A 13,243-nucleotide genomic window follows, 5' to 3' on the forward strand; every position below is an offset into this window, starting at 1 on the left:
GCATACATTAGGACAGACCAGCTTCGAACATGCGTGCATGTTGCCGTTGGACCGCTGAGGAGTCGATACATGAACACACCCGTGACGACCATCGCCGACGCGCTGATCGCGTTCATCCTGAGTCTGCTTCGCGACCCGGCCGCGGTCGACGAGTTCAACTCGGCCCCGCGGGAGACCCTGGCCAATCACGGCCTCCAGGGCGCGTGCGGGGCAGACGTGAAGGCGGTCGCACCGGTGATCATCGATGACCCGTCGGTGACCTCGAGAGCGCAGGCGTCGCCGCATCCCCGCTCGACGGAAGATCCGGGGTCGCAGCAACCTGATCCAGGGTCGCCGCAACCGTTCAGCGAAACCAACGAGGTGGTCAACGAGATCTCGCGCATCATCAATCAGTTCACTACGATCGACAACCGAACGACGATCGTGGACCAGTCGACGAATCAGAACATCTGGGCCCAGGGCGACGTGACGCAGATCTTCGATCAAGATGCCGTCGTCGCCTCGGGCGACGATGCTGTCGCCGCGGGCAACGATGCCGACATCGACAACTCCGACTCCACGGTCACGGCGGGCGACATCGCGGTGGGCAACACCACCGGCTCGAACAACACGACCTCGACGGGTGCGCCGAGCGACACCCCGGCCGATACGGTCACTGGAACCGACGACGCCCCTGTCGTCGACACAGCAACCGATGCATCGTCGGCGGATGCCACGGCCGCGGCCCCCGAGCAACCCGCAGCGGTCGAACCGGAAGCGCAGCCCGATGCGCTGATGGCGGACCTCACCGCGGCGGACTCGTACGACGCGAACGAGCCCCTCACCGCGCCTGACCCCGACCCGTATCCTGAAGATCCGGCCGAGGAGCCGTGACCTGGGCTACGTGACCGAGCAGACGAATCCACCCGCCGGAACGCCGGCGATGAATGCGGCTATGACGACCGCAAGTCACAAGCGAGACGCGCCGGAACGCCCTCCCGTCGCGAATCCCAACGCGGCCCCGGTGCTCGTGAAGCTGACCCCGCCGTTCTCCGTGCGCGCGAGCCAGGTGCTCTGGATCCTCAGTTTCGCCGTCGGCGGGTTCACGGTCGTCTACTTCTTCGTCATCCGTCAGACCCAGCTTCCCCTGATCGCGGACGTCGTTCGCGGCGTCACCGACGGGCGCGCCGAGCAGACGTACCAGACCGCCGCCGACGTCGTGTTCTGGGTCGTGTTCGGGGTGATGGTGGCAGCACTGCTGACGCAGATCACGCTTCTGGTGTCGTTCATGAGCAGGCGTCCCAAGGTGCGCTGGTGGCAGCTCGCGACGTTGGTGGTGCAGGTCCTCCTCCTGCTGCTGTCGACGGAACTGGTGGCGATCGGCGAACGCGGTGAACCAGTGCGGCTCCTACTTGCCGCCCAATGCGGGCTCGTGGTGCTCGCGCTGCTCTTCAGTGTGCTCCCGGGTGCCATCGCGTGGTCCGCCCGGCAGCACGACATCCGCCGCGGGCCGCAGCTCTGACGCGATCTCTTCGAGACTGCGGATCACCACCCGGCACACGCTCACCGCCGCTCGGTCCGTGAGCGGAGACTCGCACAACCGACGCCAGTGCACGAGGACGGTTCCGACGCGGTCGCGGAGTGAGTCGCTGTCCGTGTTCTCCGCCACACCGAGACGCACGTGGGCCGGGGTGCCTTTGGCACCGATGATCGTCTGGGCGTCCGCGGCATCCTGTGCGATCAGCGGAAGCCCTTCCGACCTCGCGCTGGCCAGCAACGAGAGTTCGCGCAGCGCGTGCGCGCCGGCCGTGATGCGCTCGATACCGCCGCGGATCACTTCTGTACCCTCGCGCGGATTCTCGCGGATGAGCTGGTCGAGCCCGAGCAGCACGCCGCGCACCTTGAGCGTCGACGCACGAGTGCGGAACTGATCTCGCACGAACCGCTGGAGCTCGATCAGTCCGCTCTGCTGCACCAGTTGCCCCGACAGATCGGACGAGCTTTCGACTCCGCCGCGGATGAGTGCGGTGGCCAGCCGCACCCCGAACAGCCCGAATCGGCCGAGCAGGTTCCGGCGCTCGGCCGCGCTCACGTCGGTGATGTCGGATTCACCGGTGAATCGGTCGGCCGACACGAGCAGGCGCTCACGGTCGACCCGTTCGAGCCCCGCAAGTTCTTGGAAGGCCGTGTACTCGTGCTCGCGGAGCGTGCGAGCCCCCTCGGCGACGAGCCCGGCCACCGGGATGACAGCCAGCACCAGTGAGGCCAGCTCACCATCGAGCTCGTAACGTCGTGCCACCTTTCCCGCCGACAGCAGGGAATCGATGCGGCCGGAGCCGATCTCGTCTGAGCGCGAGAGCACCCCGACCGCACAGATGCTCTGCGCCGCCCCGGCCGCGGTGTCACGGAAGGCCTCGAGGAACTTGATGTCCGAGGCGTGCAGGTGCCGCATGAGATACACGACGGCATCCGCCGACGACGGGGCTTCCTCCGGGGTGAGGAACAACGTCGCTCGCGCTGAGACGCCTTCCGACAACGACGCGATACCCGGCGTGTCGATCAGGATCATCGACTTCAGAGCGATCAGCGGCCAGCCGATGTCGATCCAACCCACCTCCTCGACGGGAGCGCCACCGAGGTCGAGCACCAGGCGCCCGTGATCTCGACGCACCGGCAGCCGCCGGGGTTCGCCCTCCTTCGGGTGAAGCGTGACGGTCGGAGTCGCCGAGTACCGATACCAGGTGACGACCCGTGTGCACTCACCGGCGTCAGTCGGCGCGATCTGCTCGCCGAGCAGGGCATTCAGCAACGTCGACTTGCCCGCCTTCACCATGCCGGCGATGGCCAACCGCAAGGGTTCGCGCAAGCGCCGGTCGAGTTCGGCGAGCGTGTTCTGCGCCGCAGGATCATCGTCGTAGACGGCGCGGGCGGTACGCAGCAAGCCCGCTGCGTCCTCCCTCACCTGTGCCGTCACCGTTGTACAGCCTCGGTGCGCATCGGCGGAAGCTCGGGGATCTCAGCGCGAAGCCGCTCGAGTTGGCCGATCTGCGCCTTCAGTTGGACCACCCGCTGGTCGCGCCTGGACGTATAGGTGGTCGCCGTTTGCTTCGCCGTGACGAGTGCCTCCGACAACGAGCGGTGCAGTTCTTCGGCCATCGCCCCGAAATGGTCGCGAGCGGCGCGCTGCACCAGGCGCAGCCGGTCTTTGAGCTGCTTGCCGACCTGGAAGGTGACTTCGTCGATGTAGCGGCGCACATGGCCTTTGGCTTCGTGCTTCCTGCGGATCAATCGTGCGCTCATGTCTTCACGGTAGGCGCGCCGGCCGACGAGCACTCCGGCGAGCAGTGACAACGGATTGATCAGCGAAAGTCCGATCAATCCTGTGGCGAGGCCGACCATGAGCACGCCGCCGTACGATCCGCGCACGCCGATGTAGATCCGCTCTCCTGCGCCGAGACGACCCGGGTCGAGCTCGGAGATGCCCTCGACCGGGTCGAGCACTCCTTGCGTGTCGCCGACGTCGATCGCCGGGAGTGCGGACTCCCCCTCGCTGAACATCTCGGCCACTTCCTCCGACAGCCAGCGCGAGCGTTCATCGGTCCACACGAAGGTCTCGGACACCGCGCTGGTCACCCGCTGGTCGAGCCATTCGGTGATCTGATCCCAGATCGGTCCGGGATCGCCCTCCTCGATCGCGTCCTCGGCCTCGCGCTGCACTTTGCGCAGCCGATCGCGCAGGTCGTGCTCCATGTCGGCGATGAGATCGGCGACACCATCGGTGAGCGTCACCTGCCAGCGCGACGACCGCCCGCGAAACTCGTCGGCGCGCGCCTTCGCCGCCTCCAACTGAGCGATCATGCGCGGCGTGTCCTCGGGGTGCAGGATCGCATTCAGCTCGGAACGAAGTGACATCGTGAGCTGCTCGACCACTGACACGAGATCGTGCACGGCGCTGCGTTCGTGAATCACCTCGGCGCGGCCGAGCACCTCTCGGCGCAGATGTGCGACGAGCGCCGGAAAGCCCGACTCGTCGTTCAGCGCGCTGTCGCGGAGTTCGGCAGCGAGCAGGCGAAGATCGCTGGAGACGGAGAATATCGGCACGTCGCCGGCGTCGCGGAGGTGGCCTCGGTCGATCTGCTCGATCTCACGCCACGATGGGTAGAGGTCGGTCTTGGCGAGCACTGCGGCGACGTTCGGCGAGATGCGCATCGCGTGCTTGAGGAACTGCACCTCGGGTTCGGTGTACTCCTGCGAGGCATCCGACACCAGCAGCACGGCGTGCGCCGTCGACAGTGCCGACAGCGTCGCCAGCGCGTTGGACGACTCCATGCCGCCCACGCCGGGCGAGTCGACGAGCTTCAGCCCGCCCTTGAGGATCTCGCGCGGTAGCAGCACCTCGGCCGACACGATGCGACGCTCGTTACGCGGATTGCCGTGCTCCGACACGAATTCGGAGATCTCCTCGAGCGGTATCTGACGGCGATCGACGCCAGCCGCGCCAGTGGCGGGATCCGTGTGCTGCTTGAGCACCCATGCCGAGGGCACCTCGGCATACCCCACCGACGTCGGCACGCTCGTCGCGACGTCGTCGTCGACGGGGCATGCCGGCGCGTTCACCAGGGCGTTGATGAGCTTGCTCTTCCCCTGCTTGAACTCGCCGACCACGATGACTCGGATGTCGGGATCGGCGAGCCGTTCCTGTGTCTGTTGGATTCGTCTGGCCAGGTCTGCACGACCGGAGGAAGCGGCGAGCTGCCCGACGTTGCGGACGACGTCCATCATGGCCGAAGCCTCGCCCTCGAGCTCCGGTGCGCGTTGCAGGTGCGCCGCCACCGGCGGATCTTCGGGCGTCGCCGTTTGCTCGCGCTCGACCACTGCAGACTCCTCAGTGTTGACTGCTTCCGGCACGAATTCCCTCGTTCTCTCCATCGTGACAGAGAACGGGGCGGAGTGCACCCCGCCCCGTCACGCGCCCGATTCAGAGTGGGAAATCGGGCCCGATACTCCCAGCGTCGTCGACGACATCGTCGATGACATCGCCCCAGATGAGCGCGGTGTCGACATCCCAATCGGATGCGTCGACGTGCTCGATCTCCGCGGTGAAGAGGTTCGCCGCGCTCGGGTCGGAGAGGGCGTCTGCGAGATCGGTCTCCCATGCACCGGCGTCGAACCCGTCGTCGGGCTCGACCATCGGATCTGCCGCCTGTGCCGACGAGTCGTCGTACGGCAGGGCACCCTGCTCGCTCGCGGCCTCGTCACTGGACATTTCGGACACCTTCGGAACTTGTGGGGGAACTTCTGTCTGCACTGCAAACCAGGGGATGTCAGCAGTGACCGCGGCCGTCAGCGACCGGGTGGGGGTGTGCCCGGCCGCCCCAGGGGGCGACCGGGCAGAACTGCAGCGCCCCTACAGGGTGATGTCGTCGATCTGCACGGCAACGGCGTCGGGGCTGAGGATGTTGGCGTTGTCAACGTCGACGTCGACATCGGTCGAGTAGTCGTCGTTGAACGAGTCGTCCACATCCACGTCGAGGTTGGTCGAGTTGTCGTTGAACGAGTCGCTCACATCGACGTCCCAGCTGTAGTCCTCGTTGTACGAATCGATGGTGTTGCCGATCGAGATGTCTCCGACCGAGACGTCGAACGACGAGTTGTCGATGTCGACATCGCCTCCCGCAGCGACGCCGTAGTCACCGGAGTTGACGACAGCTTCGTTGTTGAAGTACTGCGACACGTTGCCGCCGCTGGCGTCGCCACCGGAAGAGCCGGTATCGCCGGCGCCGCCGCCGGTACCGGACCCACCGGCGCCGCCTGTTCCGCTGGCACCGTTGCCGCCAGTGGCGTCACCGCCGGCACCACCGTCACCGCCGGCACCCACGGCGGCATCGCCGCCACCGCCGGCCGCACCCGAGGTGGCACTACCACCCGAGCCACCGCTGCCGGAAGCACCGGAACCTCCACTGCCGGAACCGCCGCCTGAGCCGAGCGCACCGGAATCGCCACCGCTGCCAGCCGCGGCAGCGATGTTCTGGTTGACCGACTGGTCGAGCACCGTCGAACGGTTGTCGATGTTGACGCTCGTGCCGCCGCCATCAGCGAGCAGGCTCGACCCGCCGGCTTCACCGTCGGCGCCGAGGCTTCCGACGATCGTGAGGTCGCCGAACCCGACGTTGTACTCCCGCACACCCGCGTTGATCGAGTGGTCGTTCAGCGTCGTGTTGCCCGAGTCGTGGATCGAGTTGTCGTTGTTCGAGTCGTGCACCGAGTTGTCGGAGTTGTCCGAGTTGTCGTTGTACGAGTCGTTGGTCGAGTTATCCGAGTTGTCGGAGTTGTCCGAGTTGTCGGAGTTGTCCGAGTTGTCGGAGTTGTCCGAGTTGTCGGAGTTGTCCGAGTTGTCGGAGTTGTCCGAGTTGTCGGAGTTATCCGAGTTGTCGGAGTTATCCGAGTTGTCGGAGTTATCCGAGTTGTCGGAGTTATCCGAGTTGTCGGAGTTATCCGAGTTGTCGGAGTTATCCGAGTTGTCGTTGTGCGAGTTGAAGTCGTTGTCGTTCAGCGAGTCGACGGTGTTGTCGTTGAGCGAGTCGACAGTGTTGTCGCTGATCGGCACCGCCACGTTGACGTTGAACGAGTCTCGGACTCGAGTCCAGACGCTGTTGTCATCGAAAGCCATGAGTGTGTTCCTTCGCTTCCCCGGACGATTTCACGCCCTGTTGTCGATTACCCGTCTCACGCTACGAGCGAGGTGCGGTGGTCGGCATCGGGGGCTTACCCGAGGGTTCGCGAGGTGCTGTAGGGGGCTCCGGCGCTTGATCAGGGGGCCGCTGGGGGATCAGCTCAGGTGCAGAAGCTGATCGCGGAAACCGCCTACTGGTCGTCGAGCGTGCGGCCGGCGGAGCACCGCGTCTCGGCCGCGGTCTGGCCGGCGACGTCGCTCGGCAGGGCTTCCACCGTCGGTGCGGCAGGGTCGGCCGGCGTCTCGGCGGTAGCGTCGTCGGCGGGCGCATCTTCGACGGGAGCCTCGTCGGCGGGCACGATTGCACTGGGATCGCCGGCCGAAGCGAATGCCGACTCCTGCGCAGCCGCGTCGAAGGTCACGGGGAGGTCGTTCTGGAGCGACGTTCTCACATATTCGGCCGAGCTCGTGGGCTCGACGGCACCGCCGCCCTCGACGTACGCGGTCGGGTACTGGATGAACGCGATCTTGCTGAGATCAGTGGCGCTCAGCGCCTTCGCGATCGAGATCATGCGGGTCGGGTCCATGAGCCCGTCGGAGAGTTGCATGTTGGCCAGCGCGGCCTTCGCGATGGAGTAGAGCTTCACCGGGTCGCTGAGCGTGCCGTTCGATTGAACGGTGCGCACGAGGGAGGAGAGGAACACCTGCTGATTCGAGATGCGGGCGAGGTCGCTGCCGTCACCGACACCGTGACGCGTACGGAGGAACTGCAGCGCGGCCACCCCCGAGAGGTTGTGCGTGCCCGCCTCGAGGAACGTGCCGGTGTACTCGTCTTCGATGGGCTCGGCAACGCAGACGTCGACGCCGCCCACGGCTTCGGAGAGACCGGCTACGCCCATGAACTGCACGACACCGGCGAAGGGGATCGTGACGCCCAGTTCGGCCTCGATCGTCTTGACGACGCAACCGAGACCGCCATGCGAGAGCACGGTGTTCATCTTCATGCCGTACTGCTCGGAGAACGGGTCTTCAGGGTCATCGGGGTCATCGCACTCGGGCACGTCGACGAGCATGTCGCGCGGGAAGCTCACGACCGAGGCGTTGGAGTGGTCTTGCGAGATGTGCAGCATCATCGTGACGTCGTTGAGCACGGCGGTCTCTTCGTCGGGATCGCCGAACGCCACGCCCTGACCCTCGCGGCTGTCGCTGCCGACGACGAGAATGTTGACGCCGCCTTCCATGGCACCCACATCGGGCACGCCCTCGAGCACGTCTTCGTTGCCGAGCGTGATGGTGGGTTGCACGCTCTTCGCGAGATCGAAGGCGGCGTACGCGGCGACGGCCGTGCCCGAGACGAGGGCGACGGCGGCCACGGACGCGGTCACTTTACCGACGGTCTTCCACACACTGCGCCGCTTGAGACGGCCATGCCGCACGACGGGATTCGAGGTCGCAGCACGGCGTGCACTGCTTCGCAACTCTTCTGCCACCATCATCCTTTCGTCGTGGTCATCTCGCGCGGAGGGCGTGGGATTCGAACCCACGAGGCATTGCTGCCCACTGGTTTTCAAGACCAGCTCCATCGGCCGCTCGGACAGCCCTCCAAGCCTGCAGTTTCGCACCCTGAGGTGCGATTCGTGCGGGCAGGCCCCGATTCTAGCCGAAGCGAGTTCCCGAAAGCCTCGCAGGCCACCCTGAAAAGGTGCTGAAGCGGCTCGTTCGTACTCGCCTCAGCCTTCGTTGGCGCTCGAGCACCGCACCTCGGCGGCGGTCTGTCCCGTGACGTCATCGGGCAGCACAGCCCCGGGGGTCTCAGTCGGGGCGGATGCCTCGGGCGCGGCCGATGCCTCGGGTGCGGGTTCGGGCGCGGGCGCAGTCTCGTCGGGCACCGTGCCGAACTCGGTGCCGTCGGTGGCGTTCGGATCGATGACCACCGGCACGTCGGCCTGGAGGTCGGCGTTCACCAGCTCGGCCGACTCAGCGGGCTCGACGCCCGCACGATCCTCGGTGTACACCGTCGGATACTGCAGGAACGCGACCTTCGACAGGTCGACGTCTTGCAGGGCCTTCGCAATCGAGATGAGCTTCACCGGGTCTTGCAGCGCCGGCGAGAGGCTCATGTTCGAGGTGACGGCCTTCGCGATCGAATAGAGCTTCGTCGGATCGCTGAGCGTGCCGTCGGCCTGCACGGTACGCATGAGCGAGGCCATGAAGGTCTGTTGATTCGAAATGCGCCCGAGATCGCTGCCGTCGCCGACGCCGTGCCGCGAGCGCAGGAAGGCAAGCGCGTCGTAGCCCGAGATCGTGTGCTTGCCAGCGTCGAGGTGCAACCCCGAGTAGTCGTCGTCGATGCGGTCGGCGACGCAGACCTCGACGCCGCCGACCGCCGTCGCGAGCGCTGCGACTCCGTCGAACTGCACGATGCCGCCGACGGGGATCTGCACGCCCGTGAGCTGCTCGATCGTCTGCCCGACGCAGCCGATGCCGCCGTGTTCGAGCACGGTGTTGATCTTCACGCCCGACATCGCCGACAGCTCGTCGCCCTCAGGGTCTTCGGGATCGGTGCACTCCGGCACCGGCACGATCATGTCGCGCGGAAAGCTCACGACCTCGACGTGCGAGTGGTCTTGCGCGATGTGGAGCAGCATCGTCACGTCGTTGAGCTCGGCCGACTCCTCCTCAGGATCGCCGAAGGCGCCGCTCTCGGGGCGCTTGTCGCTGCCGAGGAGCAGGAAGTTGAGGCCGCCGTCCATCGCACCGATGTCGGGCACCCCGTCGAGCAGGTGTTCGCTCTCGAGCTCGGCGCCCTGCTGCACCGATCCGAACAGGTCGAGTGCGGCATATGCGACGACCGAGGTGGCGGTGACAGCGAGCACGGCGACGACGGATGCCGCGAGCTTCAGGTACGTCGAGATGGCACCGCGCCGCGGCATCCGCCCGTGCCTCGGCACCGCCGTCTGCTCGACGGCGACCTCTCGCTCGACCGAACCGCTCATCGCACCCCTTCGATTTCGCCGATTCTATGCTGGCGACCTCTGCGAGCACCGCGATCGGCGCGATCACGGCAGCGAGTCGAGCACCGCCGCGAGTCCTGCATCGTCGATCGTGCCGCCGACTTCGCCCGCGGCCGCGCGCACCTCTTCGGGCGCCTGGCCCATCGCGACGGCCCTGCCGGCCGCCCCCGCCCAGGCGAACATCTCGAGGTCGTTGCGCCCGTCGCCCGCAGCGAGCACGCGGTCGTTCGGAAGGTCGAGCCAGCCGCGCACCCGTTCGAGCGCGGTCGCCTTGTTGACCCCGTCGGGGGCGATGTCGAGCCACGCGGTCCAGCCGATGGCGTAGCTCACGTGATGCAGGCCCATCTGGTCGACGATGCCGAAGAACTCGTCGAGCCCGTGCTCGAGGCTCGTCACGACGACACGCGTGGCGCGCTGGTCGAGCAGCTCTTCGAAGAGCACCTCACGGGCGTTGTCGACGTTCCACTCGCTCATGCCCTCGGTGTAGAGGCGATAGCCGTCGGGCAGTTCGACCATGAACTTGCCGGCCGGCAGGAACGAGCGGATACGTTCGAGCACGGGCGTCGGATCGAACGTCTCGACGTGACGGCGAACATAGCCATCGGATGCCGCATCGTCGCGCTGCATCGTGATGGCACCGTTGGCGCACACGACGTACTCGGGGGTGAGCTCGAGCCGCTCGAGCACCGGAGCGGTCGTCGCCCACGAACGCCCGGTCGCGAGCGTCACGACATGGCCGCGGTCGCGGGCTGCGGCAACCGCCTCGGCGACGACCGGATCGATCGAGCCGTCTTCATGCATGATCGTGCCGTCGACATCGAGCGCGACGAACCAGGGGTCATCCGTTGATCGAGGAGCGCCCGACGAAGGAGGACGTGTCTCGAGATCCTCGCCATGGGGTCTCGATACGCTCGCTGCGCTCGCTACTCGACCAGCGGGATTCTCGCTGTTCATGCGACCGGCTCGAGCACCTCGAGGCCGCCGAGGTACCCGCGAAGGGCCTCGGGCACCACGACCGAGCCGTCAGCCTGCTGGTGGGTCTCGAGGATCGCGACGAGCCAGCGGGTCGTCGCGAGCGTGCCGTTGAGCGTTGCGACGGGAGCCGTCTTGCCGCTCTCGGTGCGGTGGCGGATGTCGAGGCGGCGCGCCTGGAACGTCGTGCAGTTCGAGGTCGAGGTGAGCTCGCGGTAGGCGTTCTGCGTGGGCACCCACGCTTCGACGTCGTACTTGCGGGCAGCGCTCGAGCCGAGGTCGCCAGCCGCGGTGTCGATCACGCGGTACGTCAGGCCGAGGTCTTGCAGCATGCCCTCCTGCCAACCGAGCAGGCGCCCGTGCTCAGCCTCGGCGTCGGCCGGGTCGATGTAGGTGAACATCTCGAGCTTGTTGAACTGGTGCACCCGGATGATGCCGCGGGTGTCTTTGCCGTGGCTGCCGGCCTCGCTGCGATAGCAGGTCGACCAGCCGGCGTAGCGGATCGGCCCCTTCGACACGTCGATGATCTCGTCGGAGTGGTACCCGGCGAGCGCGACCTCGCTCGTGCCCGTCAGGTAGAGCTCCTGCTCGGGTAGGTAGTAGACCTCGTCGGAGTGCGCACCGAGGAACCCCGTGCCGTTCATGATCTCGGGCCGCACGAGGGTCGGGGTGATGAGCGGCGTGAATCCGGCCGCGAGCGCCCGGTCGAGGCCCATGTTCATGAGCGCGAGCTCGAGACGGGCACCGATGCCCTTGAGGTAGTGGAAGCGCGCGCCCGAGACCTTCGCGCCGCGCTGCATGTCGATGGCGTCGAGCAGCTCGCCGATCTCGAGGTGGTCGCGCGGCTCGAAGTCGAACGCGGGGATCTCGCCGACCTCGCGCAGCACGACGAAGTCGTCTTCGCCGCCGGCCGGCACGCCGTCGATGACGACGTTGCCGAGTCGCTGAACGGCGAGCGTGAACTCGGACTCGGCGTCGCTCGCAGCCTGATTCGCGGTCTTCACACGGGCCGCGAGCTCTTGCGCTTCGGCGACGAGGGCGGCCTTGGCCGCTTTCGGCGCCTGAGCGACCTGCTTGCCGAAGGCGTTCTGCTCGGCGCGGAGCGCCTCGAACACCGTGATCGCGGTGCGCCTCGCGGCATCAGCTTCGACGGCCGTGTCGACGAGCGCCACGGACTCACCACGGAGCTCTTGCGAACGCTTGATCAGGTCAGGGTTCTCGCGAAGCAGCACGGGGTCGATCACCCGAGCAAGTCTAGCCGGGGCATCCGACGTCCCGATCGGCACCCGAGCGCGTTCACGGCTGTTTCAGGCCTCGATGCAATACCGTGGGCTGCGTGACGGCAGTCGAGCAGGGGGTGACGGATGCCGCGGGCCAGCGCCTGCGCGCGGCCGTGATCTTCAATCCAACCAAGCAGGGCGTCGCCGCACTGCGGGCCGCTGTCGAGGCCGCCGAGCAACGCCAGAACTTCGCGCCCTCACTCTGGATCGAGACGGCCGAAGACGATCCGGGCAAGGGCATGGCGCGTGAGGCGCTCGAGGCCCGTGTCGATCTCGTGATCGCGGCCGGCGGCGACGGCACCGTGCGTTCGGTCGCAGCTTCGCTGCGCGGCAGCGGCGTACCGCTCGGACTCGTACCGATCGGCACCGGCAACCTGTTCGCCCGCAACCTCGACATCCCCGTGAACGACCAGGCCGACGCCGTCGTGCTCGCGTTCTCGGGCATGGACCGCGCGGTCGACGTGATCGTCGCCGACGTCACCCGCGCCGACGGCACCGACGAAACGCACGTGTCACTCGTGATGAGCGGAATCGGCATCGACGCGGCCATGATCGCGGGCACCAACGCCGACCTGAAGAAGCGGGTCGGCTGGCTGGCGTACGTCGACGCGGGCCTGCGAGCCCTGCCCGCATCGAAGCCGTATCGCGTCGTGCACCAGGTCGACGCCGGTCGGCAGCACCGCTCGAAGGTCGCGAGCATCCTCGTGGCGAACCTCGGCTATCTGCCCGGCAACATCGAGCTGATCCCCGACGCCGAGATCGACGACGGCCGCCTCGACGTGGTCGTGCTGGCGCCCCGCAATCTCTTCGGATGGCTGCTCATCTGGCGCAAGGTCACGTGGGAGAACCGGGTGCTGCGCAAGACAGCGCTGGGCCGGCAGATCCTCGACCTCACCGGCGGCAGCAAGCGCAACGAGATCGTCTACCTGCGCGGCCGATCGGTCGATCTCGAGATCGAGGGCGCGCCCGAGGAGTTCGAGATCGACGGCGACGAGTTCGGGCTCGTGGTCTCTGCGCGGTTCAAGGTCGACCCGGCTGCGCTGATCGTGCGCGTGCCGCGCTGAAAGCCCGGCTCAGGCCGAGGAGCTCCCCCTGCGGCGACTCACCGAGGCGATCGCGAGAACGCCGAGCACTGACGAGACGCCGACGACCACGGCGAGCGGTGGAACGGTTCCGGCGATGCGTTGGAGCCGCAACTGCCAGAGCTGCTCGTCGGATGGCTCGCCCGTCCAGGCCATCCCCTGATCGCTCACTGTCACCCCGAGCCCCCACTGGACAAGGAGCATGCTCAGCACAGCGAGCACGATCAAGGCGATCACGGCCGG

12 protein-coding genes and 1 tRNA gene are annotated in these 13,243 nt (G+C 67.0%); 3 read left to right on the forward strand and 10 right to left on the reverse strand.

All coding sequences use genetic code 11. The features are described 5' to 3' along the window. Window positions 1-69: 69 nt before the first annotated feature. Entirely contained in the window at window positions 70-873 is an 804-nt protein-coding gene (locus AC1C2S_RS06355; RefSeq protein ID WP_495351683.1) for an IniB N-terminal domain-containing protein, read from the forward strand. Window positions 874-934: 61 nt separating this feature from the next. Then, window positions 935-1,501, forward strand: coding sequence for a hypothetical protein (locus AC1C2S_RS06360; RefSeq protein WP_495351684.1), 567 nt, complete (start codon window positions 935-937; stop codon window positions 1,499-1,501). Here AC1C2S_RS06360 and AC1C2S_RS06365 read toward each other — a convergent pair. The 9 genes from AC1C2S_RS06365 to serS all read right to left on the reverse strand — a co-directional run bounded on the left by AC1C2S_RS06365 (window position 1,388) and on the right by serS (window position 11,882). After that, window positions 1,388-2,953, reverse strand: coding sequence for a dynamin family protein (locus AC1C2S_RS06365; protein ID WP_495351685.1), 1,566 nt, complete (start codon window positions 2,951-2,953; stop codon window positions 1,388-1,390). The two genes, AC1C2S_RS06360 and AC1C2S_RS06365, sit on opposite strands and share 114 nt — an antisense overlap. Next, complete coding sequence (locus AC1C2S_RS06370; RefSeq protein ID WP_495351686.1) at window positions 2,950-4,887, reverse strand: dynamin family protein; 1,938 nt, start codon at window positions 4,885-4,887, stop codon at window positions 2,950-2,952. The genes AC1C2S_RS06365 and AC1C2S_RS06370 overlap by 4 nt, the downstream gene beginning before the upstream one ends. A 70-nt stretch (window positions 4,888-4,957) precedes the next feature. Then, window positions 4,958-5,245 (reverse strand): hypothetical protein, encoded by a 288-nt coding sequence (locus AC1C2S_RS06375; RefSeq protein WP_495351687.1) that lies wholly within the window; start codon window positions 5,243-5,245, stop codon window positions 4,958-4,960. Between the two features lie 141 nt (window positions 5,246-5,386). Next, window positions 5,387-6,649 (reverse strand): hypothetical protein, encoded by a 1,263-nt coding sequence (locus AC1C2S_RS06380; protein ID WP_495351688.1) that lies wholly within the window; start codon window positions 6,647-6,649, stop codon window positions 5,387-5,389. 194 nt (window positions 6,650-6,843) lie between these two features. Further along, the gene (locus AC1C2S_RS06385) at window positions 6,844-8,037 is read right to left on the reverse strand and encodes an LCP family protein (RefSeq protein WP_495351689.1); all 1,194 of its coding nucleotides are present in this window, start codon (window positions 8,035-8,037) and stop codon (window positions 6,844-6,846) included. 134 nt (window positions 8,038-8,171) lie between these two features. Next, window positions 8,172-8,256, reverse strand: a tRNA-Ser gene (locus tag AC1C2S_RS06390). A 126-nt stretch (window positions 8,257-8,382) separates the two neighbouring features. After that, window positions 8,383-9,648, reverse strand: coding sequence for an LCP family protein (locus tag AC1C2S_RS06395; RefSeq protein WP_495351690.1), 1,266 nt, complete (start codon window positions 9,646-9,648; stop codon window positions 8,383-8,385). Between the two features lie 63 nt (window positions 9,649-9,711). Continuing rightward, the gene (locus AC1C2S_RS06400; RefSeq protein ID WP_495351691.1) at window positions 9,712-10,620 is read right to left on the reverse strand and encodes an HAD family hydrolase; all 909 of its coding nucleotides are present in this window, start codon (window positions 10,618-10,620) and stop codon (window positions 9,712-9,714) included. After that, window positions 10,617-11,882 carry a serine--tRNA ligase gene (gene serS / locus AC1C2S_RS06405; RefSeq protein WP_495351692.1) on the reverse strand — a complete coding sequence of 422 codons (1,266 nt, stop codon included), beginning with the start codon at window positions 11,880-11,882 and terminating at the stop codon, window positions 10,617-10,619. The genes AC1C2S_RS06400 and serS overlap by 4 nt, the downstream gene beginning before the upstream one ends. Before the next feature lie 92 nt (window positions 11,883-11,974). Here serS and AC1C2S_RS06410 point away from each other — a divergent pair, with 92 nt between their 5' ends. Beyond that, complete coding sequence (locus tag AC1C2S_RS06410; protein WP_495351693.1) at window positions 11,975-12,982, forward strand: diacylglycerol/lipid kinase family protein; 1,008 nt, start codon at window positions 11,975-11,977, stop codon at window positions 12,980-12,982. A 9-nt stretch (window positions 12,983-12,991) separates the two neighbouring features. Here AC1C2S_RS06410 and AC1C2S_RS06415 read toward each other — a convergent pair whose 3' ends face one another. Further along, window positions 12,992-13,237, reverse strand: a complete 246-nt coding sequence (locus AC1C2S_RS06415; protein WP_495351694.1) for a hypothetical protein — start codon at window positions 13,235-13,237, stop codon at window positions 12,992-12,994. Window positions 13,238-13,243: the final 6 nt, after the last annotated feature.

It is taken from the genome of Agromyces sp. Y782 (assembly GCF_059445405.1).